This window comes from Halalkalibacillus halophilus DSM 18494, assembly GCF_000423105.1.
Taxonomy (GTDB): domain Bacteria; phylum Bacillota; class Bacilli; order Bacillales; family Alkalibacillaceae; genus Halalkalibacillus; species Halalkalibacillus halophilus.
This window is the reverse complement of record NZ_KE383978.1, coordinates 12476-38730: the sequence shown is the minus strand read 5'-3', so window position 1 is coordinate 38730 and position 26255 is coordinate 12476. Positions and strand designations below refer to the sequence as shown.

The 26255-nt window shown below is 39.4% G+C and carries 22 protein-coding genes; 7 read left to right on the top strand and 15 right to left on the bottom strand.

Annotated features, from left to right (window positions below; all coding sequences use genetic code 11):
• Positions 1-39: 39 nt before the first annotated feature.
• The 6 genes from G532_RS0111885 to G532_RS0111860 all read right to left on the bottom strand — a co-directional run bounded on the left by G532_RS0111885 (position 40) and on the right by G532_RS0111860 (position 7904).
• Positions 40-588 carry a hypothetical protein gene (locus tag G532_RS0111885; RefSeq protein WP_027964989.1) on the bottom strand — a complete coding sequence of 183 codons (549 nt, stop codon included), beginning with the start codon at positions 586-588 and terminating at the stop codon, positions 40-42.
• 54 nt (positions 589-642) lie between these two features.
• Positions 643-1173 (bottom strand): hypothetical protein, encoded by a 531-nt coding sequence (locus G532_RS0111880; RefSeq protein ID WP_027964988.1) that lies wholly within the window; start codon positions 1171-1173, stop codon positions 643-645.
• Between the two features lie 100 nt (positions 1174-1273).
• Positions 1274-2035, bottom strand: coding sequence for a class C sortase (locus tag G532_RS0111875; RefSeq protein ID WP_027964987.1), 762 nt, complete (start codon positions 2033-2035; stop codon positions 1274-1276).
• Positions 2032-2889 carry a class C sortase gene (locus tag G532_RS0111870; RefSeq protein WP_027964986.1) on the bottom strand — a complete coding sequence of 286 codons (858 nt, stop codon included), beginning with the start codon at positions 2887-2889 and terminating at the stop codon, positions 2032-2034. The genes G532_RS0111875 and G532_RS0111870 overlap by 4 nt, the downstream gene beginning before the upstream one ends.
• Before the next feature lie 72 nt (positions 2890-2961).
• On the bottom strand, positions 2962-4560 hold the full coding sequence (locus tag G532_RS0111865; protein WP_027964985.1) for a SpaH/EbpB family LPXTG-anchored major pilin: 1599 nt from the start codon (positions 4558-4560) through the stop codon (positions 2962-2964).
• A gap of 74 nt (positions 4561-4634) precedes the next feature.
• Positions 4635-7904, bottom strand: a complete 3270-nt coding sequence (locus G532_RS0111860) for a MucBP domain-containing protein (protein ID WP_027964984.1) — start codon at positions 7902-7904, stop codon at positions 4635-4637.
• A gap of 266 nt (positions 7905-8170) precedes the next feature.
• Between G532_RS0111860 and G532_RS0111855 the strand changes: the two genes are divergently transcribed.
• A complete protein-coding gene (locus G532_RS0111855; protein WP_027964983.1) occupies positions 8171-8926 on the top strand; it encodes a helix-turn-helix transcriptional regulator in 756 nt (251 codons plus the stop codon).
• Positions 8927-9078: 152 nt separating this feature from the next.
• On the opposite strand, the gene G532_RS16120 is transcribed toward G532_RS0111855, so the two are convergent.
• The 5 genes from G532_RS16120 to G532_RS0111825 all read right to left on the bottom strand — a co-directional run bounded on the left by G532_RS16120 (position 9079) and on the right by G532_RS0111825 (position 15081).
• The gene (locus tag G532_RS16120; protein WP_156882589.1) at positions 9079-9237 is read right to left on the bottom strand and encodes a hypothetical protein; all 159 of its coding nucleotides are present in this window, start codon (positions 9235-9237) and stop codon (positions 9079-9081) included.
• Between the two features lie 522 nt (positions 9238-9759).
• On the bottom strand, positions 9760-10833 hold the full coding sequence (gene rlmN, locus G532_RS0111845) for a dual-specificity RNA methyltransferase RlmN (protein ID WP_027964982.1): 1074 nt from the start codon (positions 10831-10833) through the stop codon (positions 9760-9762).
• A 92-nt stretch (positions 10834-10925) separates the two neighbouring features.
• On the bottom strand, positions 10926-12518 hold the full coding sequence (locus tag G532_RS0111840) for a HAMP domain-containing protein (RefSeq protein WP_027964981.1): 1593 nt from the start codon (positions 12516-12518) through the stop codon (positions 10926-10928).
• 262 nt (positions 12519-12780) lie between these two features.
• A complete protein-coding gene (locus G532_RS0111830; protein WP_027964979.1) occupies positions 12781-13947 on the bottom strand; it encodes a TraB/GumN family protein in 1167 nt (388 codons plus the stop codon).
• 93 nt (positions 13948-14040) lie between these two features.
• Positions 14041-15081 (bottom strand): NAD(P)/FAD-dependent oxidoreductase, encoded by a 1041-nt coding sequence (locus G532_RS0111825; protein WP_027964978.1) that lies wholly within the window; start codon positions 15079-15081, stop codon positions 14041-14043.
• A gap of 196 nt (positions 15082-15277) precedes the next feature.
• Between G532_RS0111825 and G532_RS0111820 the strand changes: the two genes are divergently transcribed.
• From G532_RS0111820 to G532_RS0111800, 5 genes are all read left to right on the top strand, one after another.
• A complete protein-coding gene (locus tag G532_RS0111820; RefSeq protein ID WP_027964977.1) occupies positions 15278-16123 on the top strand; it encodes an ABC transporter ATP-binding protein in 846 nt (281 codons plus the stop codon).
• Positions 16074-17063, top strand: coding sequence for an iron-hydroxamate ABC transporter substrate-binding protein (locus G532_RS0111815; RefSeq protein WP_027964976.1), 990 nt, complete (start codon positions 16074-16076; stop codon positions 17061-17063). The genes G532_RS0111820 and G532_RS0111815 overlap by 50 nt, the downstream gene beginning before the upstream one ends.
• A 509-nt stretch (positions 17064-17572) precedes the next feature.
• On the top strand, positions 17573-18574 hold the full coding sequence (locus tag G532_RS0111810) for a FecCD family ABC transporter permease (RefSeq protein WP_035512993.1): 1002 nt from the start codon (positions 17573-17575) through the stop codon (positions 18572-18574).
• Positions 18571-19581, top strand: coding sequence for a FecCD family ABC transporter permease (locus tag G532_RS0111805; RefSeq protein WP_027964974.1), 1011 nt, complete (start codon positions 18571-18573; stop codon positions 19579-19581). Before G532_RS0111810 ends, G532_RS0111805 begins: the two co-directional genes overlap by 4 nt.
• 55 nt (positions 19582-19636) lie before the next feature.
• Positions 19637-20437 carry a coiled-coil domain-containing protein gene (locus G532_RS0111800; RefSeq protein WP_027964973.1) on the top strand — a complete coding sequence of 267 codons (801 nt, stop codon included), beginning with the start codon at positions 19637-19639 and terminating at the stop codon, positions 20435-20437.
• 53 nt (positions 20438-20490) lie between these two features.
• Here G532_RS0111800 and G532_RS0111795 read toward each other — a convergent pair whose 3' ends face one another.
• The 3 genes from G532_RS0111795 to G532_RS0111785 form a co-directional block, all read right to left on the bottom strand.
• Positions 20491-21477 (bottom strand): sensor domain-containing diguanylate cyclase, encoded by a 987-nt coding sequence (locus G532_RS0111795; RefSeq protein WP_027964972.1) that lies wholly within the window; start codon positions 21475-21477, stop codon positions 20491-20493.
• A gap of 24 nt (positions 21478-21501) precedes the next feature.
• Positions 21502-22302 carry an alpha/beta fold hydrolase gene (locus G532_RS0111790; protein WP_156882606.1) on the bottom strand — a complete coding sequence of 267 codons (801 nt, stop codon included), beginning with the start codon at positions 22300-22302 and terminating at the stop codon, positions 21502-21504.
• A gap of 63 nt (positions 22303-22365) precedes the next feature.
• Positions 22366-22785: a CotY/CotZ family spore coat protein gene (locus G532_RS0111785; protein WP_027964970.1), complete on the bottom strand. Its 420-nt coding sequence runs from the start codon at positions 22783-22785 to the stop codon at positions 22366-22368.
• Positions 22786-23581: 796 nt separating this feature from the next.
• Between G532_RS0111785 and cshA the strand changes: the two genes are divergently transcribed.
• Positions 23582-25138 (top strand): degradosome RNA helicase CshA, encoded by a 1557-nt coding sequence (cshA, locus tag G532_RS0111780; RefSeq protein WP_027964969.1) that lies wholly within the window; start codon positions 23582-23584, stop codon positions 25136-25138.
• Positions 25139-25396: 258 nt separating this feature from the next.
• Here the strand turns inward: cshA and G532_RS0111775 are convergent, their stop codons facing one another.
• Positions 25397-26131 carry a GntR family transcriptional regulator gene (locus G532_RS0111775; protein ID WP_027964968.1) on the bottom strand — a complete coding sequence of 245 codons (735 nt, stop codon included), beginning with the start codon at positions 26129-26131 and terminating at the stop codon, positions 25397-25399.
• Between the last annotated feature and the right edge of the window lie 124 nt (positions 26132-26255).

The following is a 26255-nucleotide window of genomic DNA, read 5'->3' as shown; positions in this document are numbered from 1 at the left end:
TCAACCCTATAAATAGCTTCATCACTTTTTAAACTCCTTTTATAAATAAATCTCTATATCATCCTCATACGATTCCATCAGCTCTTGCAACCTTTCGAGAATAATTCGTGAAGCTTCCTCATGATCCTCTTGAAAAACCGCTTCTAAATCGTTAAACTCTCGTTCCAAGTAATGATTGGTATGAACAGAAGAACGCGCCCCCATTCGAGTCCACTTATGAAAATAATCATCGACTTCCATCTCAACAGCTTCAGCTTGTTCAGCTAACTTATCGTATGTCTCATCAGGTAGATCAGATAACTCCACATCAGAACCCATCCCGAACATCCCATACTGCTGTTCATCAATTTCGTCTTCTAAATCGAGTCCCGCCAGCTCGTTTTCATGCTCCATTAAACGAACTTGAATCAACTGCTGAACGCGATCGCGTAAATTGACATCATCATTCGTGGGAAAAACCATTTTAGTATCTTCATAGAAAATCTCATCATCGAAAACACGAGCCAACACTTCATCCTCTTCGTATTCTGATTCCCCGTGACACCCAACTAACAATGCACTGAAAATCAGTAACAAAAATATTTTCATCTAATCGCTCCTGTTTAATCAAGTGAAAGAGAATGTAGCAACATCTACCTTGATTTAATCAATATAAATCTCAAAATACTTTTCATGACGCTCCATTAAATCGACCATTGCACCCTCCATTTGTTCTGCAGCATACTCAGGATCCTTACGATTAAGCTCTTCGATATCTCCAAAATGCCTTTCGAGATAATGCCTAAGATGAATTTGAAATTCTGTATTTGCTTCAGTTAAATCCGCATAATAAGTTTCTATTTCTACGTTAAAGTACTCAGCTTGTTCTTCATAAAATTGCTTAACATCCTCGGGTAAAGGTTCATTATTAACATGGGTAAGCTGTTGTTCTACCTCATTATTTACTTCCTCTTGCAAGTCCAATCCCGCTTCTCGATTTTCATGCTGTACGAGCTTAGATTGAACAACATATCGCGTATTCTGTTTCAGTTCATCCTCCCCAATCGATGTTCGGTACTTCACATCTTCAACCAATAGATCTTCTCCATAAACCGTCGCCGCACGTTCGTCATCATCGTAACTGTTACATCCCATTAACGTTAACATCGCCATAATACCTATGAACCATCTCATTTAATCGCTCCAATATATGTAAACTACCACTAGCATACATCATCCAGAACCATAAAAAAAGAGGTGCCTCGTTGGGGTTGAGGCCCTCTATCAAACAAAGTTAATTCACCCGCTCACCTTGCACAATCAGCCGGTGTGTATTGGCTCCATAAGGGTGGCAGGTGACTAAACTCGCTAAATCTTTTCCACGAACAATCTCAAGCCCGCCTGTTTGATGCGGCAAAATAACTTGAGTATCATAGACGCGATAACGCAAAGGACCATTGATCGAATGAATAATAAATTCATCCCCCTCATTCAACCGATCTAAATGTTGGAACATTTGTTGTGTTGCCATTCCTCGGTGTCCCGCTAATACAGTATGTGTACTTTCTCCACCTATCGGAAGAGATGCACCAGTCACCTGCCCCACACCTCGCGCTAAAGCCCACCGTGATGTGTTCAAATAAATTGGTAAATTCAAGCTAAGCTTCGGAATCTCTATAGAAGCATATACCTCACTCACCGGACCATTCAAGGAACCCTCTAATCCCTCGCCAGCTCCACCATCATCCACATAATCCTCATTATTAGTACTAGAAGTAGAGGCAGCTACCACTCCACCTTCCGAATTCGAGTCTGTAAAATCAATTTCACCTAAATCTACCCCTAGCCCCCCACGTTCTAAAATATCTGCATTATGTTCTTCCGCTTCTTCAATTTGATGTTCCCGCTCCTGCTCCGTCAACCCCTCCCATCCTTCTTGCAGCTCATACACCTTTGCTTCGGTAATTTGTTCATTAATGAGACGGGAAATATGAGGATAAGCAACTACTAATAGACCCACAGTAAAAATCAGAGCGATCGAAATGCTTTTCTTCAATCTACCTCCCCTCCATTCCGCCTGCGTCTACGAAGGTAAATAAGTGTCCCAACAGTTCCAATGGCTACAATACCACCGAGAATATAAAATATATAATTTTGATTCGAATCCATTGTGTAAAAGCCACTTGGACCAGCTAGTTGATTTTGTTGATGGTCCAGACCAGCGTAAGGAATCCGATGACTATGAACTAAAATTCGATGCGTATTAATCATGTAGGGATCACATGTAATTAAGGTAACCAAATCTCTACCCTCTTCATACACAAGCCAGTCCGTTTCATGTGGCAGAACGACTTGAATATCATGTACCTCATACGCTAACGTTTCATCAAGTGTACGAATGAAAAATTTATCACCTTCGCGAACTTCATCAAGCTCCCGGAACAACTTCGCACTCGGAAGCCCCCGGTGTCCCGTCAATACAGAATGCGTTCCGTCTCCACCAATTGGCAAAGAAGTGTTAGATAAATGTCCCACCCCTTGCTGAAGAACCTCATCACTTGCCCCGTGGTAGATTGGCAAACTTACGTCGATAGCCGGAATCTCAATATCACCCATGGACTCCCCTAAATTTAATGCATCATAATAACTTGAATACGCTTCATCTTCTACATAGTCTTCTGAAAAAGGATCCATGATTGGCGCGCCAAGTGATTGAACATTTGCATTATACGCTTCCGCTTTAGCGCGCTCTGCTTGAAGTTCCATGCCGCTTAAATTTTGCATGGATTCCCTACTTTCATTGATTACCACATAATGTGCTTGCGAATTATACCAGTTGGAGAGGATTGGATACAAAAATACAGTCATTCCTAATAGAAAAACAATAATCAGAATTACTTTGGTTTTCATACGATCCAACCCCTCTCCTCTTCCTTCTATGTATGGAAGAGAGCCGAAGCCCTCCCCCAATTCTTACTTACGTTACGAAACAATTTGGTTGCGGCGACGAAGGTAAAGTGTAACCGCTAGTGCCATTAAAGCTAAACCAATCATAGTGAATAAGGATGTTCCAATTCCACCTGTTTCAGGTAAGTCGAAATCACTCTTTGTGTTATCGACTTTGATTTTAACCGTTGCACCATTATCCTTAATTTCAAAATTAATCGGTTGGGCAGATAAACGGTAGCCATCAGGAGCTTCCACTTCTACTAATTGATAAGAACCAAACGGAAGTTCTGACCATAAGATTTCCCCGTTTTCATCTGTTGTTTCGATATCAATTTCCGTTTCACCTTGCATTACTTTGAAGATCGCTCCATCTAAACGTTCTTTTGTATCAGCATCTTGTTTGATTACTTTCAAGTTACCGTACGTTGGAACTACATTTGTTGTTGTAGACTGAACTGTACCAGATGCTCCATATTCGTTTGTGAAATCAACATCTGCAACGTTTGTGATACCCTCTTCACTTTCTGTTAAAGCAGCATCATCAGCTAATTTAACATCGAACGAAATAGTTAACTGACCATCACCTGTTAAGTCAGCTGGGTTGAAGTTCCAAGTGAATTTGTTGTTCTCAAAAGTTGAACTTCCAAGTGGAGTTACACTAGCATTGACAGAACTCTCGTCAACTACAAGGCGACCATCTACATCATCTGTTACAACAAAACTGTCGTAGTTGGCGATGTCAGCCGGTAAGTCAACCTTGATTTCATAAGTGAATGTTTCGTTACGGTTGATTTGAAGGTCCGACCCTCCGTTAACCGTTTTCTCCACTTCTGGTTGCGGGAAGTTTTGGATTTGAATGACATTTACTAACTCGCCATTTACCTTGATACCTTCACTAACTACTTTAAATTCATGCTTGTAATCACCCGTTCCAACATAACCTTCAGCTGCTTGCTTCTCTACAAAGTAGTAATCGCCATAAGCTAGGTTTTCCACATGGATTTTTCCGTGTTCATTTGTAGTAAAAGTATCTAGATATCCATCACCAAAGAGTTTAAATTTAACTCCTTGCATTGGATCGCCATTTTCATCAACCTTTTTAAGGTGAGCATCTTGACGAATCACTTCGTTTTTCGGGAAGATATGAACATCGTAGTTCAACTCCGTGCCCGCTTCATTCGTCATTGGAATATCTACTGCATAGGAATTAGGATTTAAATTGACATGATCTGGGCCATCAATTTCGTCCACGGTATAGCGGCCTAGTGGTAAATTGTTAAATTTAGCTTCTCCATAGCTATTTGTTGTCACACTATCCAGTACAATAGGTTCGCTTAACTCTTCCCATTCGTTAGTATTAGGATTAAACGAGTGAGTCTGCGTAATCTCGAATTCTACCCCTTCAATTGCTTCCGCATCTCCAGGAATCGAATCCCCACTACTACCAGTCGGGTCTCCTCCTCCTCCATTAAATGCTCCAGGTTCCCTCTCATACTTATGAATCGTTAACGATCCCGTTTCCCTTACAATAGGACTGTCATCTACTTGTGTTGCCGTCACTGCTCCAAATGGTACCAATAAGGTGAAAATTAATACTGCGATTGCCGTTAAATGCACCCACGTCTTCTTCATTCTTGTTCCTCCTCCAAAAGTTTGTTTTATTTGTAAACCTCCTTGTTGCTTGAACCTAGATGTGGGAAATTCTATTACTCTACTCTTCTGTTTCTAATAATTAGATATAAGGCACCTATCATCAGCAAAATGCCCAGTGCGTAAAATCCAGAGGAACCGATTCCTCCTGTTTCCGGAATGTCCCAACCGTTTTCATAGTTTATAACCGTTTCTTCTTGATGACGATTTTCTGCAGAAATAGTAATCGAGATGTTTGATCCATTTAGTCTGTAACCAGTTGGCGCAGCGACTTCGACTAACGTGTAGTCTCCGATTTCTAATCCTTCAAAAACAATCGTTCCGTCGTCTTCAACAGTTAGCGTATCTACCAATTCGTTATCACTATTTTTCAATTCAAATGTTGCACCGTTTAGTGGATCACCATTCTCATCTACTTTATAAACTGTTAAACTTCCAATAATTTTTGCGTAAGTGTAAGTGACGGTTTGTTCGTCTGTAGTAAAGGTTCCTTCCTCATCCCCATCTACACTTACTAGTTCATAACCTTCAATTTCTTTTGCTTCTGTTTGATAACTTTCACCGATTAACCCTGAGAAAATTTCAGGATCTGCAAGCTCATTTCCATCTTCATCAACGTACTTAGCAGTTACATCTCCTCCTTCAAAATCACCTTCAAATGCGTATCCAAACCAAACTGTTTCATTTGGTGATATAGCCGTTAACGTAACATCAGTCGGATCGTCGCCAACTGTTTGTACATATCCATTCACTGTGTTTGCAGGAATAGAGTACGTTACATTGAACGGTAGAGCATCATCTCCATTTTCTTCATGGTTATAGCTATAAAGTTGTTCCGCATCTTGAGGAGAACCAACCACGTTACCATTCGAATCGATTGGATCACCGTCAATATTTACGCGATAGCCATTAACTAGTATTGATCCTGGTCCAATACTAACTTCAGGGATATTAAATTGTTTTGTAGCACTATTTCCGTTAATATCCGTGTAATTCAATGGCGTTTCTTTATTGGTAGGGTATAAAGTGTCCGAATCTGGATTCATGGAGAGGTCCATTTTCACTTTATACTTAAACCAAGCCGTATTGCCTTCAACTATATTTCCTACATCCCAAGTGAAAGTTTCAGTGTTGGCATCCCAACTAACCGTTCCTTGAGAAACTTCCCAATTTGCGGAATTGTAGGAACCATCTTCTACTAAATCAACGTAGTCACCCATCGGATCAATAACGACAGCATCAGTAGCTGCGTTAGAAACGTCCGAGGAAATATCGTTAAAAATAGCAGATAGATCATCACTACCACCGACAAAGTAACCTGCGTTTTGGCTTTCTAACAACACATTTGTAGCATTAGTGTTATTACCAGTTTCTAAGCCGATACTATACATGGTATTGCCTTGATCCATTGCGCTCTTAGCTTCTGATATAGTTCCAATACCGTTCGTTTCTACATTGTTTCCATTTACACGGTAAGTGTCTTGAGTACAGTTCCATGGAAACCAAAGAACCTGTGTACATTGACCGGGTAAGTTATAACTACTACCAGAGCCAATTCTGCTACCATTACTATAATCAAATCCAGATAATACAAAATTATAGTTCGCATTTGCCCAACTGTAACTATTGGCATTAGACGCTGGATGAGAATAAGTTGGCTCTCCATCACTTAGTAATACAATGACTTGTTGATCAGCACTGCTACCATTCAACATATTTTTCGCAGAATATATACCTTGTTGAATATTCGTTCCTCCACCTGCACTAATAGAATTTATTTCAGATAAGAGATTACCTTTACCACTAGGTCCTGTTAAATTTGCCTCGACCGAACTATATTCACTAAAAGTTACGATTCCAATTCGATTGAGTGAATTTTCGCCAAGTAACGCATTAACAAACTCACTAGCTGCCTCTTTCATCTTTGGTAACCTTTGTCCTGAAGCCATACTTCCTGACTGATCCATTACTAAGACAATATCTGCACTAGACCTGGCATTGATGCCATCGATGTTCAGTTCAACTTCCCACTCTGCATATTCACCTGTAGGGGTCGCTTCTTTTGATAAATTTAGCGAACCCGGTTCACCCCACTCAAAATCAGTGGACATCATACTGAAACCTTGCATCATGCGAGGGGCTGATGCTATAGCAGGACCAGGTGCCTCATCGTTACTCATTACACCTTCTTCATTAAAACCTGGACTACTTGAAAGGTTTGAACTATCCCTTTCAATCATCTCCATCAATCTTTCAATTTCCTTTTCAGATAAATTTTCTAATCGATCAAGGTCTTCTTTACTTAAATTTTCTAACTCACCTTCTGACATGGAGGCTATTCTATTTAGGAAAGCATCTATGTCTTCTTCATCCTCACTTTTTGACTCTGAAGATTCCTTCTTTTCTTCTTGCTTCTCTTGCTCTACTTGATCAAGACTTTCTTTCTCACCTTCCTTATTTTTTTCAACTTCTTGCTCTTTACTTTCTGCCTCCCTTTCCGTCTTTTTCTCTTCTACAGGGTCAGGGTCATCAGACTGCTCACCATCCTCTTTTGACTCCTCTTTTTTCTCCTCCTGTTTCACCGGTTCTTCTACTTTCGGGGCTTGATACGTATGCGTATAATGGTTGCCGTTCTCTATCGTTTCAAAATTTTCCACTGGCTCTACCATTGTGCTATACGAATTCAATGCACCTTCTTCTGAATACTTCCTTAAGTCATCAAAAGTGTGAGAATCTTGCCCACCTGATAATACGGAAGAATCTACAATACTACCTCCGTTCAACAAGTGAACCGTTACATCTGGAAGTGCAACACCTCCATCAACATTTTGAAACTCATTCGTAACTGCTACATTCACTTTTGTATCCGGTACAATTCGTACTTCATCAAACGCTCGGTACGTACCATCTTCGAATGTCGCTTTACCCGATAAGCGGTAATCCATTTCCTCTGGATCCGTAATAGAGGTAGTAAGATCAAATACATAAGAACCGCTTGCTTCTGGTATAGAGAACTGGTACACGCCTCCGGTAGCTTGCACATCATACGAACCTGCTTGGCTGTTATGCAGCTTTTGTCCCATTTGCAGATGTGCCATTCCATGTGGTATAACTAGTTCACCAGACACAGGATGAATGTCTTCGCCGTCGACTTGGATTGAGATTCGCCATGTCACAGATTGTTGATCTTTTTCTATAACATGGACAGAAAATTTGTTGGGATTTTCGCTAAAAGCACTAGATGATGCTTTAACGAAATTCGGTAAGACAGGATTCATTAGTAACAGTAGGATCGACAGCAATGAAACAACCTTTACACTCTTCATTAACCTTGCCTCCTCTCAGGAAAATTTTTCCCCCTGACACTTCTGATTTTAGATTCTTCTAAAAATTTAAGTTGCAAAATTACGACATTATACTGTATAATAACGACATAATAGTTTCAAAATTATGAACATTCAGATTTTATTTAGTGGCACGAAATGTTTTCAGAGGAAAGTTATACTTATAAAGGAGGTGAAATGTGTATTGGGTCTTTCTTGGTCTTTCAAGAAGGATTTTTATCTAAAATATGTGTATTGGAGTGGTGAGTATGGAAGGAAATGACCTTTTGTTCACTAAATACACAGACCAGGATTCGCAGCTACTTCTAATGTTGGAAAAGAAAGAAGCATTAGAGGAATATGATCCTATGATTCTTGCCTGTTTAGAACAAAAGAATCAAGTTATTGCAGAGAATTACTTAACAGAGCTGTGTTTTCGATTATTAGATATCCCTGAGGAAGATCATTTGTTTACATTTAGAATTTACTTTACAGGTCTTATATCTGAAGTTATTCGAAGGTTTACATTAAAAGGAAGATTACAAGCGCAGCATCTTACAAACTCTTCTGCTATTATTTCCACCATCGAATCGTGGACAACCATCGCAGAATTTTTGTCTTCTATTCCGTGGTTTGTGAGAAAAGTGATAGAATACATCATGGGTGAACTTTCGTTAGTAGATTATTCGCCAATCACAGGTAAAATTCTAAATCTAATAAATGAAAATTTAGAAGGAAACCATTTATCATTAAGGTGGCTCTCCTTAACATTAGGGATCTCACCGTCTCATTTATGCAACAATTTTAAAGCAGATATGGATGAGACGCTTAGCACATTCATCAATCGAAGGAAGATTCAAGAATCGTGCTTCGACATCAAACACACTGATATGACTTTAAAAGAAATAGCCGATAAATTCGGTTACGGCAGCCAGAGCTATTATATCCATACTTTTAAGAAATTCATGGACATCACACCGCTGAAATATAAGCGGAACTATTATGTAGAAGCAAATAAAATATAATGTGTTAGAGAGAATAGATAGCGACTATTCATAACCAAACTACTTTTAGCTCATCTTCACGAGCAGAAAAAGTAGTTTTTATTTTGATTTGAACATAAAAAAACAAGGTGCGCTTTAATTCGGCTGCACACCTTGCAATCAGAACTGTCTCATTATCTGTGACTCACTTCCATTTCCATATGGTTTGTAAGTGGTTCGACTGGACGTTGTTGTTTCTTTCTTTTACCTATATTCATCACGCTGTCCGCCGCATACATTACCACTAATGTCGTTAAAACGACCAACGCTAAAATGTTTAAAGAAGTTACCATAAAACAACCAACCTTTCTAACTAAAATGTTCAAATATCTTCATTTGTAAGTACATACTATCAAATATAGTGATTATTTTAAACTCATAATGAAAATTCTTTTAAAAATATTCAATTTCTCTACATTAGTCGGTATTTCTCTGTATTTAAAAATGATTTAAAGCGCTAAAGCGTTTTCGGTTGAGAGGAAATTATCAAACACTGTTTGCCGGCATGACGGAAATGTATTCAGTTGTGAATCCCGTTTGCCGGCATAACGACTCTGCTTTCGGGTGCGGACATTACTTTGCCGGCATACTGACCTCTTTTCAGGTGCGGGTTCTCCTTTGCCGGCATAAGAGGTTGTTCGCCTGATTGGAGGTGCCATTTGCCCGTAAAGAAGCTTACATGCCGGCAAACCGATCTACACACCTGATTAGCGCTTCCATCCGCCCGAAAATGAATTTTTGTACCTGATTCAGTCGCCCTCTATTAAAAATGAAAAACCTTCGCAACCGAAGTCGCGAAGGTTTCATTTTCTATATTAAGATTGTGTTTTCGATCTTTTCTGCTTTTCAATTTGCTTGCTGCGTAACTGGCCACAAGCTGCGTCGATATCGCTTCCTTGTTCCACTCGGACGCCGCAGTTAATTCCTTCTTTTAGTAATGTTTCATAGAAGTTAAGAATATTTTGCTTGCTGCTACGTTCGTACGGGTTATCCGCAACTGGATTATATGGAATCAAGTTTACGTAGGACAAGTGGCGTTTATCTTTCAACAATTGCGCTAATTGTTTTGCTTCTTTCACATGATCGTTCACATCATGCAACAATATATATTCAAATGTAATCCGGCGATTTGTTTTTTCAAGATAATAATCAATAGCGGGCATTAGTTTTTCTAATGGATATGCTTTATTGATTTTCATAATTCGTGTGCGTAACTCATTGTTAGGTGCGTGTATAGATAATGCTAGGTTTACTTGTAAGTTTTCATCTGCGAATTGGTACATCTTATCTGCTAAACCACTTGTTGAGACTGTGATGTGACGTGCTCCAATTGATAGACCGTCCTGATCGTTTACGATTCGAAGGAAGGCAAGCGTATTGTCATAGTTATCGAACGGTTCTCCAATTCCCATCACAACAATATGACTGACGCGTTCACTTTCCCCACGTTCATCTAAGTCATGTTGAACATTCATGATCTGCTCGACGATTTCAGCACTAGTTAGATCACGATTCTTTTTCAAAACTCCACTAGCACAGAAAGAACAACCAATATTGCACCCTACCTGCGTCGTGACACAGACAGATAAACCATAATCAAAACGCATTAATACCGTTTCAATATGATTCCCATCTGACATCTCAAATAAATATTTCATCGTACCATCTTCAGACTCCTGGCGAATCGTTGTCTGTAACGACTGGACAGTATAGTGCTCTTCCAATAGGTCGATTGTATTTTTATTAACATTTTTCATTTCATCAAAGTGCTTGACGCGCTTTTTATACAGCCAATCCCAAACTTGATCCGCACGAAAACGTTTTTCTCCATTTTCCACGAGCCAATCTTGTAATTGTTGCTTTGTTAATCCATAAATGGACGGCTTCATGTTAAACCCTCTTTTCGAAAATTCGTAGATATCCATACTACATAGTAAGGGATAACGCCATTAGAAACAAGTCATAAGCTTTAATTGGATAATTATTCCACTTTGAAATAATCAATTTTTTGGTTCAAATCTGTTGATAATCGGTCCATACGCTCTAGTGCTTGATCTAATTCATACAACGTATCATAGAAAACAATCGTAATTTCCGAAACATCTGCAGAATGTGCATTCATCATTTCACTCATTTGTGATAAGTTTTGGGCAACTTCCTCCGTTGCTTCTCTTACTTCACTGACTTCTGTTTGGCTATGCTGTTTCAATTTCTCTTTAATTTGTTCAACCTTCTGTGAAAGTGTCTCCAACTCATATTCGACGTTTCTTGTATCAGCAGTCACAGAAGTAGCAGAAGTCGTCATGGTTTTTACAGAGGATTGTACCTGTTGGGATAATAAATTCGAAACAACAAGTAACGATTGTGATTGCTCTTTTAAATCTTTAATTAAATTCCGAAAATGACTCGTAAGATCATTAATTTGTTCACCTAACCAATCAAATTCGTTCCGCTCGTTGAAAGTGATTTCCTTAGATAGGTCTCCGTTTGCAACTTTCTCTAGATGTTCACTAACAACATTAAGTGGTTTTAACTGACGCTTTGTAACAAGCCTGACAATAATAAATAACGCCAATAAAGCAAATAGGACCGATCCAATGAATAATACAAGTAAACTATTTTTCAATTCATTTTGACTCTGTAAATTTAGAACCATTGTCATAACACGATCATTTTCTAAAGGTTTATATATTTTTTCGTAACTTTCTCCCTCGGAATCGTAATTTACACGTTGCTCGCTCCCACTTTCAAGAGCCGTTTCTAAAAGATGTGATTCCTCCTCCATCTGGATGGTTGAGTGTCCGTATAACACAGGAAGGTCTTCTTCTGGCTCAATAACTTCATGGTCTTCTCCTTCCATCCAAGCGCCCACATTTACTACCGCTACTTCTTCGATCATTTTGTTTTCGGTAGTAATTTTAGAAATCACTTCAGAAGGTCCAGATTCGAAGGTGACATTATAAATCTCTTGGTCTTCGATATAGGGATTTATCATGAAATCAGTTGACCCATCGTAATAATAAGCAAACTTGTAGTATATATGTTTAAATAATTCTGCACGGGAGATCGGTCCAACCCAAAAATTCTCCAGAGCAAAACCTTCCTCCACTTCTACAGGTTCTTGGTCCATCAATTGATGAAACGCTTCATGCCAATACCCCCAGTCCTGAGACGTAATCCCTAATTGGGTAGAATCAGATGACTTTGTCACCTCAATAAAATCTCCTTCTCGCTCCCACAAAGAAATATGTTGGACATCCCAAGCATCTGAAAGTTCTTCTAATTCTTCAGCAGAAATGTCTTCTGCAGTTCTTCCTTCCAAGTCAGACATTATCCCCTTTGAAGCAGTATGTAATCGCAGTTCGATCATTCTTTCAATAGATTCGGTCGCGTTTTGAGTCGTCTCCATAGCACTCAAAACAGTATTAGAAGCCGAGTCGACATATTGTTCTTCATGTTGGCCAATTCGAGAATTGATTAAAAAATATCCTATAATAAATGTGATCAATGCGACTAAACCTAAATACAAACTAACTTTCCACAACATTTGTACCATAATTGAATGGCGTTTCATCTATAGTAACCCCCATTAAAGCCTAGAAAACATGTATAATAATTACATTCGACTCAAATCCTGAAAAATCCTGCCAGTTTTTAAGATTCCTTTGGCCTATGAAAATATTTTCAAGAGAATATTCCAGACTATTAATGAGCAGGTAAAGTAGATCTTTATCCAGAAAAGGAGCTTTATATCCAGAATTCTCATCGCATGTAATAGTAACTTCTACGTGTATAAAAAAACACGCTGCCATTAAGCAACGTGTTTCCTTCTTTCCTTATAAATTCTCAATAAACAAGCGAATTACATCAGCGCCCCCAATAAAGGTACCTAGCGTACTACCAACATTCGTTAGGACGACAATTAGTAAAATTCTAGTTACTTTGTTACGCCAGAACCCTTTCACAGTTAACACATCTTCTGATAAATTTTCAAAATCTGCGACATTCGGCTTTTTAACCGACGCCTGAACAATACCAGCAAACCAACCAGCTGCTAATAGCGGGTTCAGTGAACTAATCGGAGCGACAAGAAAGGCTGTTATGATTGCGAACGGGTGCCCCAGAGCAACAGCGGCACCAATTGCTGACATGGATCCATTCCATATAATCCAACTTAACGTTTGTTGATACCCGGCGGAGGGATTCATATAAAACGTGTACGCAATAAGCGATAAGATAATTACGGGAATCATCCACGCGATTACTTTTGGCCACTTAGCCTTTTTCGGAACAGTAGATAATTTCTTTAAATCTTGTTCTCGGTAAATTTCCTTTTCGATTCCAGGAATATGTGCGGCACCTAAAACGGCAACTACTTTATTCCCTGGAGCTTCACGGATTTTCTGTGCTAAATATTGATCGCGCTCATCAATTAGTGGCTTTTTTAATCTCGGAAATGCCTCGGTAAATTCATGCATCACCGTATTTAGCATATCCTGAGATTTCATTCGTTCCAATTCTTCTTCTGAGATTGTTTCGCGGTTGAAAATACTAAAAATCACAGACAACATTAACTTCGCACGACCAGAAATTCCAATACTTCTCCATATACGAGAAAATGTCGTTTGGATATTACGGTCAGCGAGGACAAGCTCTGCACCGATTTCTTCAGCCGATTCCACACCTTGAATCATCTCTTGACCAGGTTTAATCCCAAATTGCTTCGCTACTCGGTTCTGAAAAGACGAGATCATCATATTCATTAACAGGAGGGTCGCCTTCTTCTCCTTAATTACTTTGAAAATATTCATGTTCTTCCATTTATTATCATCGCGGACAGACTGGTACCGTTGTTCATCCAGTTCGACTGCAACAGAGTCTGGTTGTTCCGCTTCTATTACTTCTTTCACTTGTTCAGCACTTTGTTTAGAGACGTGGGCTGTACCGATTAGGATGACTTCTTTACCGTCTAAATTAATTCGGGTTATATTTTGTTCCGTCATCATGTACTTCCTTTACTATCGTTTATTTACACTATCTCTTATTCTAACATTAATCGGAACGTTCCCAATCATTTTCACAAATTTATTGAAAAATTATTTCGACAATAATTGCTTATTCTTTTCTTTAAAAACATCATTATGCGACGAGACCATCGCCGTTTGATTCGCTTCCGGCGCGATAAATTGCTTCGCTTGGTTAATCGCATTAGCAGCATCTTGGAAACACCCAGCAATTAAATTCAGCTTGCCGTCATGCTTCAAAATATCTCCCGCCGCAAAAATCCCTGGCTCAGAAGTGACTCCAGTAACTGATCCATCAATAAAGTACTGATCGACTAAATCAATTGAAACATCACTATCTTGAAGTAAAGAAGTATCAATCTCATACCCATGATTCACAATAATTTCGTCCACATCGATTTGTTGAATTTCACCGACTTCATCGTCACTTACTTCCACACAATTGACTGTACCTTGATTTTCCTCTGCGATTAATTTTGAAATACATGTATTAAACAAACATGTCGCACTACTATTCATTAATTTCTCAACACTTGCTTCATGCCCTTTTAATACATCTTTCCGACAGGTTACATATACCTTTTTCGCGATTGGCTCCAGTTCATTCGCCCAGTCAATCGCAGAATTCCCACCACCAGAGATCATGACGACTTTATCACGGAAGCGCTCTAGTGACTTAATCGTATAGTTCAAATTTTTCATCTCATATTTTTCTGCATCGTCTACTTTTAATTTATGAGGTTTTAAAATTCCACTACCAACCGCAACAATTACTGTTTTCGAGAAATGGTATTCGCCTTCAGAATCTGTTAACTGGTACATCCCATTTACTTGACGTTCGATTTTAGTAACCTTTCTATCGCACACAACAGTCGGATCAAAAGTCATTCCTTGTTCCACCAATTGAGATCTGAATTTTTCTGCCTGTATTGGAGGTTGTCCCCCAACATCCCAAATTACTTTCTCAGGATAGACATGTAATTTTCCACCTAAAGAAGGTTGGAACTCAATAATTTTTGTTTTCATTTGACGCAACCCACTATAGAAAGCTGAATACAATCCCGCCGGACCGCCACCAATAATCGTGACATCGTAGACTTCTTCGTGTGTCATCCGTAACGCCCTCTCTTTAACTAAATATATATTATAAGGCTTCTCATCTAATTGATTATCATTCTCACTATAAAATATAATTGATATTACACGATTTTGCAAATATTGATGTTGACATTCTCATTTATCAGGTGTACATTGATAGTGATAATCGTTATCAATTAGTTTTATTAATTCTCACTCGGAGGTGTATAAATTGGCGCGCCTACATACTTCCAATTTATCTTTTAGATATGAACATGATTTAATCATTGATGAACTAGATGTCACGATTCCTGCTCATCAAATTACTACTATTATTGGCCCGAACGGTTGTGGAAAATCCACATTATTAAAATCAATGTCTCGGATTCTACAACCTCAGCAAGGAAAAATCCTATTAAATGGGCAAGATATAGAAAAGCAGCATACCAAAGAATTAGCCAAGCAAATGGCGATTTTGCCTCAAAGCAATAATCACACAGGTGGTTTAACAGTCGGGGAATTAGTTTCTTATGGAAGGTTCCCATATCAAAAAGGATTCGGTCGTCTAAGTAGCCGTGATTACGAGGTTATTAACTGGGCGATGGAAATGACGGGGGTCCATGAATTCAAATACCGTTCTGTTGATGCTTTATCCGGTGGCCAGCGCCAACGTGTATGGATTGCGATGGCTCTTGCTCAAGAAACAGAGCTAATCTTCTTAGATGAACCAACTACCTATTTAGACTTAGCACATCAGCTTGAGGTTTTAGAATTACTGAAGGAATTAAACATTCAAGAACACCGGACGATTGTTATGGTGTTACATGACTTGAACCAAGCTGCTCGATTCGCCGATTACATCATAGCGATGCGTGACGGTAAAATCGTAGAAAGTGGTACGAGTCACCAAATTATTTCAAACGAAGTGCTTCGAGAAGTGTTTCAAATCGATGCACATATTGCGAATGATCCAAAAACAAATAGACCGATTTGCATGACATATGACTTGATTAAGGGAGAAAAGAAAAATGAAAAAACTACTCATACTAGCAATCTTGACGCTGTTATTAATTATTAGTGCGTGTGGCGACCAAGATGACGCCGAAGGAAATACAGATGATACAAACGAGGAAGAACAAACCGAGGAAAACACAGACGAGGAAGAGAATGAAGAAGAAGGAAACGAAGAAGACGCTTCTTCAGATGGAACAATCACTTACGAATCAGCAAACGGAGATGTGGAGGTACCTGCAAACCCAGAGCGCGTAGTGGTACTATCTACATTCGTTGGAAATTTACTATCATTAGATGTTAATATTGTTGGGGCAGACTCATGGTCCATGATGAACCCACGTTTTGATGAAGGTCTAGCAGATGCAGAAGAAGTTTCTGATGAAAGTTTAGAAAAAATTCTAGAACTTGAGCCAGACTTAATCGTTGGTTTGGATAATATTAATAACAAAGATAAATTAGAAGAAATAGCTCCAACCGTAACATTCGAATATGGATCACTTGATCACATTGAACAACATATTGAAATCGGAAAACTTGTGAACAAAGAAGACGAAGCTGTGGAGTGGACAGAAAACTTCCAAGCAAAAGCAGCAGAAACAGGCGAACAAATTAAAGAAGAGATTGGTGAAGACGCAACCGTATCTATCATCGAAAGCTTCGATAAACAACTTTATGTATACGGCGATAACTGGGGACGTGGAGGCGAAATTCTTTATAAAGAAATGGACCTTCCAATGCCTGAGCGCGTGGAAGAAGAAGCACTAGAACCAGGATACTTTGCAATATCAACAGAAGTTTTATCTGACTTTGTTGGAGATTACGTGGTAGTGAGCACAGATACAGATGGACCAGCTTCTTTCCAAGAAACAGAAACGTTCCAAAACCTTGACGCTGTTCAAAATGATCGCGTAATGGAAGTCGACCTGTACGAATTCTACTTTAACGACGCAATGACGCTTGATTATCAATTAGAATTCTTCACAGAACAATTCTTAGAAGAGTAAATTTTTTGGAAGAGGGGCGTTGATGCCCCTCTTATTATGTTAAAGATATACATATCAATGCGGTATCGAACGTTGTGGAGGGTTTATCCGACTGAATTTTGAGTTATCCAACTTTACGGTGCTTTTTTCCGACTTAATTTCGAGATATCCAACTTTATGGTGCTTTTTTCCGACTTAATTTTGGGATATCCAACTTTAACGTTTTATCAGCCTTCGCCGCGAAATATCAGCGATGAGGAAAATATATCAGCCGTTACGAGAATTTATCAGCACTTAACGAAGTATATCAGCGGCTACTAGAATTTATCAGCACTTATTGCAATATATCAGCGACTACGAAAATATATCAGCACTTACCGCAATATATCAGCGGCCACGAGAATTTATCAGCACTTATCGCAATTTATCAGTGGCTATGAAAATATATCAGCATTTAACGCAATATATCATCCGTTACGAAAATTCCGTCTAGCTCCTCCAACTACATTCATTAAGAAAGAGGCATTTACATGAACCTGTTCCAGCGAAATCAATCGATTACATTTATAGTCGCAGTCGTCGCATTGGTAGTTGCATTTGTCGGTGCAATTGTATTTGGGGCAGCGGATATTCGTCTAGCAGATGTGGCAAAAGCGTTTTTTACGACGGAATCAAATGAGAATATCTTAATTATTCGAGAGATTCGTCTTCCGCGTGAAGTCGCTGCGATGGTAGTTGGGGCTGCGCTTGCTGTTTCTGGTGCGATCATGCAAGGTTTGACGCGGAATCCGTTAGCTGATCCAGGCTTATTTGGGCTAACAGCTGGGGCTACTGCTGGGCTGGCAATTATGATCGCTTTTTTCCCAGCAACAGGGTATATAGGTATCATGATTGGCTGTTTTTTAGGTGCTGCTGTTGGTGCCATTCTTGTATTTGGAATCGGCTCAGCAAAAAGAGGCGGGTTCTCTCCGTTTCGCATCGTCTTAGCTGGTGCGGCGGTATCTACTTTCTTATACGCGATCGCAGAGGGTATCGGAATTTACTTTAAAATTAGTAAGGATGTATCGATGTGGACTGCTGGTGGTTTAATTGGTACAAACTGGACGCAATTAAGTATTGTTGTTCCAGTAATCGTCATTGGATGTGTAGTCGCGATTTGGCTGTCTAGACAGTTATCGATTCTTAGTTTAGACGAGGAATTATCGGTCGGACTTGGCCAACGTACGACACAAATAAAGACGGCATTATTTATTGTAATTGTACTTTTAGCGGGAGCTTCGGTTGCTTTAGTTGGAAATTTAGTTTTTATCGGGCTAATGATTCCGCATATCGTTCGGTGGATTATCGGCACAGATTACCGGATGATTATTCCGATGTCAGTAATCGTTGGAGCTACCTTCATGTTAGTCGCTGATACGGCAGCAAGAACATTAAATGCTCCATACGAGACGCCACTTGCTGCAATTACTAGCTTCATTGGCCTTCCTTTCTTTTTATACATTATACATAAAGGAGGGCGTACCTTCTCATGATTACGAAGCAGACGATACGAAAGCAACGTTTATGGATCATTGGTTTAACTCTAGCAATCATCCTTACTATGGCAATCGGAATCGGGATTGGGTATTCGTCTATTTCTTATCAGCGAATCATTCCGACCTTGCTTGGGCAAGGAGATTTCCGGGAAAGCTTCATCTTATTTGACATTCGTTTACCTCGGATGATTATTACGTTACTAGCTGGAATGGCGCTCGCCTTGTCTGGAGCGATTCTACAGTCTTTAACACGTAACGACCTAGCAGACCCAGGTATAATCGGAATTAATTCAGGAGCCGGAGTTGCAATTGCAGTCTTTTTCCTTTACATTCCGCTTTCGCCAGGAAATTTCACCTATGTCATACCGGTAGTAGCCTTTTTAGGTGCAGCTCTTACAGCAGCATTAATTTATTTCTTTTCCTATAAAAGAGGTAGTGGTTTACAACCAATTCGATTAATCCTAACAGGAGTCGGGTTCTCTATGGCCTTATCTGGTGCAATGGTGATCCTTATATCCTCAGCGGAACGTGAAAAGGTCGATTTCATTGCGAGGTGGATTGCAGGAAACGTATGGGGGACAGACTGGCCATTCATCTTGGCGATCTTACCTTGGTTGATTGTGCTCATTCCATTTGCCCTCTTCCAAGCAAATCGATTGAATCTACTAGCATTCAGTGAACAGGTAGCAACTGGAGTAGGCATGCGAATTGAAAAAGACCGCGTCCTACTATTATTAACTGCAGTTGGATTAGCCGCTTCTGCTGTCTCCGTTACAGGTGGAATCGCTTTTGTCGGATTAATGGCTCCGCACATTGCCAAAACATTAATCGGTAAACGACACCAGCTATTCATCCCTATAGCATTATTAATTGGCGGATGGCTATTATTATTTGCAGATCTAGTTGGGAGAAACTTAGTCGACCCAGACGGAATTCCAGCTGGGATCATGGTAGCCTTAATTGGCGCTCCATATTTCTTATATTTATTAGTGAAAAAATTATAATAAACTGTCACACACATCCCTCCTATTCGTCAGATCGAGTAGGAGGGATGTTTTGATGCAACCGCATGTTAAAATTTTTATTTCCATATCATTCGTGGTCATATTACTCGCAGCTTGTATGGAAGACGAAGATGCCAACAGTGACGACACACCACAGGATCAGGAACCTTCTATTGATGAAGAAGAAGCATTACAAGCAGACATGGAATCTATACAAGAAGAGCTCGATCAAGCGTTAAATGAAATTGATCGCCTAGAAGATGAATTAGAGGAAAAGGATAATGAAATCGAACGTTTGCGTGAGGAACGAGACGAAGCGGAAAGTGCAATGGAGGAGTCCTCTGCTGCAACAAACGAAGGAGAACCATCTGACCTTCAAGAACGTTCAGTTCAAGTTGTAGATGCCCTTTCAAATGAAAACTTTGAACAACTAGCGGACTATGTACACCCAGAAGATGGAGTGATGTTCTCTCCCTATAGCAACCTCGATGATCAGGCTGCACATGTCATGACTGCTGAAGAAATTTCGCAGTGGGCAGAGGATCAATCTGTTTATACTTGGGGTGTAGAGGATGGAAGTGGGCAAGATATCGATTTGACCCCAAGTGAGTACTACAATCAATTTCTATTCATTCGCGATTTTAGTTCACCGGATGAAGTAAATCAAAATCAATTCGAATCCCGTGGACAAGTTTCATTTAATGGGCATGAAGTGTTTCCTGATGCAGAGTTTGTAGAATATTTTGTAGAAAGTACCGATGATGACTTAGACTGGGCAAGCCTTCAGTTAGGTTTTGAAGAACAAAACGGAGAATGGTATGTGGTGACAATTATGATTGATCGCTGGACAACCTAAAACTCGTAATCGTGCCGACGAGCCACTTCTTCATAAAGGAAGCGGCTTTTTTATTAGGTGATTGGAATCTTACAGTCAGCCGCATGCGTGACACAATTTCTCCCTGTCTTTTTGGACTCGTATAGAGCAAAATCAGCCCTAGAAAGCAACGTTTGTTTCGTGTCTTCTGTGCGATAGGTAGAGACACCTAAACTAATGGTGATTGCGAGTTCTTCCCAGTCTGTATCCTGCACTGCAATTCGTATTTCCTCGGCCCGTTTAAGTGACGTGATATAATCTGCATCTTTTAAAATAAGGACAAATTCCTCGCCACCGTATCTCGCAACAAAATCATCTTTCCGAACACTCTTCTTTAAGATTTCCGCTAATTTTATCAGTACTTGGTCACCAACAAGATGTCCCCATGTATCATTTACCTTTTTAAAGAAGTCAATGTCTAATATTATTAAAGAAAAATGGACCTTTTGATTTTCAAACGCGACAAGCTCTGTTTCGAGCTCTTCCACGAAAGCCCGACGATTATTTATCTGCGTCAATTCATCTGTAGAAGCAATCATTTTAAGCTTCTCATTTAATACGGCTAATTGTTCATTTTTCTTCTCGTTTTGTACATATAACTTTTCTAACTCTGCGTGAGCTTCTTCTTTCTCCTGATACGCTTGTCCAACTTTTTGGTGAGCCACCTTCATTTCCTGCTCATATTGAATTCTTTTTCGAACAGGGGTGACCGCGCAATGAATAATTTCGTCCGGGTCAGAAGCATCCACTTCTGCATTAATTAACACGGGGATTACTTCTTCCGTTTTCGATTGAAACTTAATAAACATTTCCTCTACTTTTTTATCCATTTTTATTTTCGGATAAAAATGCGAGTAAAACAAAAATTTATTCGTGTAAGACAAAAAACCATCTAAATGGATGTTCTCGTGGTCATTGTTTATCCCTAAAAGCTTCTTAAAGTAATGGTTCATCTCTAAAACATTGCCTTGTTGATCAATTGCCATATACCCACTTGGAAGTTGATTCAGATCCCCAATCATTATAAACGACCCTTTCCATAAAAATTACTCGATAAACGTCCGTATCTCTGTAACCGTTTCTTCCGGATGGGTTAAGTGAGGGTAATGCCCTTTCGCACGCATCACTACGAGTTTGCTATCGGGAATTTGCTCCTCCAAATAGTTCGCTATCTCAATTGGAACAAAGCTGTCGTCTGAGCATTGAAGTATTAGAGTTTTCACTTCAAGTTGTGATAATTGCGCACGATGATCAGACAGTAAGGTAGCTTCTAAAAATTTTCTTAACATAAATGGATCGTTTTCAGTGAATGTTTTCTCTAAATTCTTCGTGAAACTAGGACGATCTTCATTTTTCATCGCAATCGGGGCCATATGACTTGCCCAACCGACAAAGTTCATTTCCATCATCTCTAATAGCTCATGAACATCCTTCATCTCGAAACCACCATAGTACCCGTCAGAATCGTTGATGTAACGAGGAGAAGGGCCAATCATAACCATACGTTCAAACAGTTCCGGCTTTTGAAGGGATGCTAACATTCCAATCATGGAACTTACAGAATGTCCAATAAATACAGCAGATTCCACACCAGTAGCTTCACAAACATCGATTAAATCTTGAGCATACCCATGTAAATTCTGATACTTCTCTTCATCAAATGCCTCTGAAGTGGAATAACCGCTACCAACATAATCAAATAACACAATTCGGTAATCCTGTTCTAAATCCGGTAAAATATATCTCCACATCGTTTGATCCGCTCCAAACCCATGCGCGAGAACAATTGTCTTGTCTCCTTGACCAACTACGTTGACATTATTTCTATTTATAATTTCCTGCACAATCATCCCTCCTTTTCTACTATTGTTAGCATATTTCAGACAATTTTCATAGGCAGATCTATCTGTTTATTTTTCTTTTCGTTCCCTCTCTTCTCGATTAAATGATTGCAAACACTGCACCCCAGAAAAACTATTTAAATCGACTGTCAGACATATACCTGTTGGAAATAGTTTTGGAAGTGGCTTTTTACACCCATAGCATTCATATGGCTCAAGCATTTCGAGCGTGGCACAACAGTTATCATTGACTTTGTTGATTCGAAAGAAAATCGTGCAGAAACAATCTCCAATTGCCTCAAATGGTTCGTTATTATATTTTCCATACAAGATGATCGGGATTGTATCTTTTAATTCCTCATTTGGATTTAATAATTGGTTACAGCTAGCAACAGCACAATTTCGTGATGGACTTGCTTGATTTTGCGTTTTTAAAATGTCTTTTATTATTGGACAAATACACGATGTACACTTTTCTTTTGTACCCATCTCAACCTCTCCTTTCTAATAAATTACGCTTATAGGATAGGAAGGTTCCGACTTCGCCCAGAACCTTCCTACACTTTCTTCACCTAGTTACATGGAATTTTATAATTGGGTGTAATGTAGATTTCACCACTAGCAGGCGCGCTTCCTGTACCTGGCACTTCAATTGTTATCGTATTGAAATTAGAAGCGACTTATATGACAGCCTTTATTAGAAAACATCTGGTCTCAACTCCTTTCAATAAAATTCTCCCTTATGCTATTACATGCAAATAAGCACGCTCCGCTCCCTGCGTACGCCTTCCTTCAGAACATACAATTATGTACTATCACCTTTCCATTGACAGCGTGACAAGAAAACGTTACACTTAGTTGTCTGTTAAAAGAATCGGTTAATGAGGAAGAAATCAACGTAGCTACAGAAGATGTAGGAAAAACGATTTTTTCCTTGTCAGATGTGCTACTTTTTTATGCTTTTAAAACCTAATGATTTCGCTAGGTTTATTGACTGATTAAACGTCTTGGAACAACGTTTTAGAGAAGCTTAAAGGTATGTAATGTGATGAAAAAATCACCTCGCAAAAAAAGTTTACCTTGATCCCTTTTAATACTTAAGAAGGATCCAGTTTACTTTTTTCAAAAATAGTTTCGGCGAATTAATATTTGTCGAACATACCTTTTATAAAATGAAATAAACCATTTGAGTTGGGTAAAAAAGTATAAGATAGGCTAAGCTATGATTAGAAGCTTTTCTTTTGAACAGAAAAAATACAGGAAAGAATTAATAGGAGGAACAAGTTTGAAAACATTTAATGATTTGAACGTAGAAGCAAGTGTCTTAAAGGCAGTTGCAGACATGGGGTTTGAAACACCAACACCCATCCAAGCAGAAGCAATCCCTACTGCACTAAAAGGGAAAGATATGATCGGACAAGCACAGACAGGTACAGGTAAAACAACTGCATTTGGTATTCCAATGATCGACAAAATCGATATGGAATCTAAAGATGTCCAAGGAATCGTAATCGCTCCAACACGTGAACTTGCGATCCAGGTAGCAGAAGAATTAAACCGTATTGGTCAGGAAAAAGGTGTCCAAACGGTACCGGTATATGGTGGTCAAGATATTAACCGTCAGATCCGTGCCTTAAAACGTCGTCCGCAAATGATTGCAGCGACACCAGGTCGTTTATTAGACCACATTCGCCGTAAAACGGTTAAATTAGGTAATATTAAAACAGTTGTTCTTGACGAAGCAGATGAAATGTTAAACATGGGCTTTATTGAAGACATCGAAGCGATTCTAGCTGAAATGCCTCAAGAGCACCAAACACTACTTTTCTCAGCTACAATGCCTAGCCGTATTCAGAAGCTTGCAGAGAAGTTTATGGAAAGCCCAGAAGTAGTTCGTGTGAAATCAAAACAACTTACAGTAGACCATATTGACCAGTATTACTTTGATGTTAAAGAAAAGAATAAGTTCGACGTACTATGTCGTTCTCTAGATATTGAGTCTCCAGATCTTGCAATTGTCTTCGGTCGTACGAAGAAACGTGTTGATGAGTTGACTGAAGGACTTATGAAGCGTGGTTACTCTGCAGAAGGAATCCATGGTGATATCCCGCAGGTGAAACGTGAAAAAGTCATTCGTCGCTTTAAAGACCAAGCTACGGAAATCCTTGTTGCTACAGACGTAGCAGCACGTGGACTAGATATTTCTGGTGTAACACATGTGTATAACTTTGACTTACCGCAAGACCCAGAAAGCTATGTACACCGTATTGGACGTACAGGTCGTGCTGGTAAAAACGGAGAAGCATACACGTTTGTTACTCCAAAAGAACATGATCACTTAAAAACAATCGAAAAGTTAACGAAGCGTAAAATTGACTTTAAACCAATCCCTTCTTACCATCACGTAATTGAAGGATTACAGGAAGAAGCAATCGAAAAATTACGCCAAACAACTTGGGCAAATGAAGGCGCAGACTACAGAAAAGCTGCAGAACGCTTATTAGCTGAAGAAGAAGCTGTAGAATTAGTATCTGCTGCAATTAAATTGCTAACAAAAGAACCAAATCAGGTTCCAGTTACTCTATCATCAGTAGAACCACTTCGCGGAAAACGTACACAAGGCGGCCGTGGTGGCGGTGGAAATCGTCGCGGTGGCGGTGGTGGCCGTGGTCAAGGCGGAGGAAACCGTGGACGAAGCGGTGGAGATCGTCGTGGCGGCGACCGTCGCGGTGGCGGTGGAAACCGCAGCCAAGGTGGTAATCGTGGCCAAGGTGGTAATCGTGGCCAAGGCGGCAGCGGTGGCCAACGTCGCAACAGCAACCGTCGTAACAACAATAACTAATATGAATTTCAAAACCCCGTTCAGTGTGTAACTGAACGGGGTTTTTTCATGCTTTGTTTTCTGATTTTATTTTTACGGTTGATGTTAGTCGCTATCTAACACATTTTCATATTTTCTCTCTATTGATCAGTTGCTCTACCCAAAGAATTTCTTCTCTCTTTATTCATGGGTTGTCAGTCTATTCCTTTTCCCTCCCTTCCTTTCTAAATTATAACATTATCATACTTCTGTAAACGGTTCCACATATTTGCAAAAAAATTATCTTCGAAGAACAGAAGATATTTCATATTTATCTGTTCGCAATAGAACTTTCGAACATTCTAAAGGGGTACCTTCGCTTCCAAAAGTAAGCTGGTCAATCATAAGTACTGGCGTCATTTCATCTAATCTCAACCATTCGGCATCCGATTTATTTAAAGAAGTTGCAGAAAAGTTTCTCATTCCTTGAGAAATTTCTAACTTACACGTTTTTTCAATCGCTTCAAATAAACCTACCTTCGTAAAATCAACTTTTTCAATGGAGGGGCAATGTTTTAACGAAACCCAGTTCTCAATTAACAATGCAGCTTCCCCTTCAATTTTACGTACTCGCTTTACATACAGAACAAGGTCATACAAACCAATTTCTAACTTCGTTTGAATCGAGGCATTAGGTTGTATAACCATTTGGCTAATTACTTCTGTTTCAAAATGATATCCTTTACGCGTCATTGATTCCGCAAAAGACACCAGCTCTTGGGCAAACGGATAAGAGATCTTCTGCTTTTCCACGAACGTACCCTTACCCTGAATTTGTACTAACAACCCTTGCTTCAAAAGACGAGAAATTGCTTTTCGAAGTGTCCCCCGACTGACATTCATTTCTTTTGCTAAATCCTCTTCCGCGGGGAGCTTGTGTCCTTCTTTCCAGTGTTCTGATTTAATGTTAGTCGTCATCCATTCTATTATTTGTTTATAAAGAGGCTTTGACCCACTAGTTTTCTCAAATTTCACTATCCAAACTCCTTCTGTATTCAAAAGTCTATCTATATAAAATCTCTTCGCTTCATCTATAATCTTTATTATGTATAGATGCGGAGAATATATTTATCAGTAAAAAATCCCTTATCTAACCGGT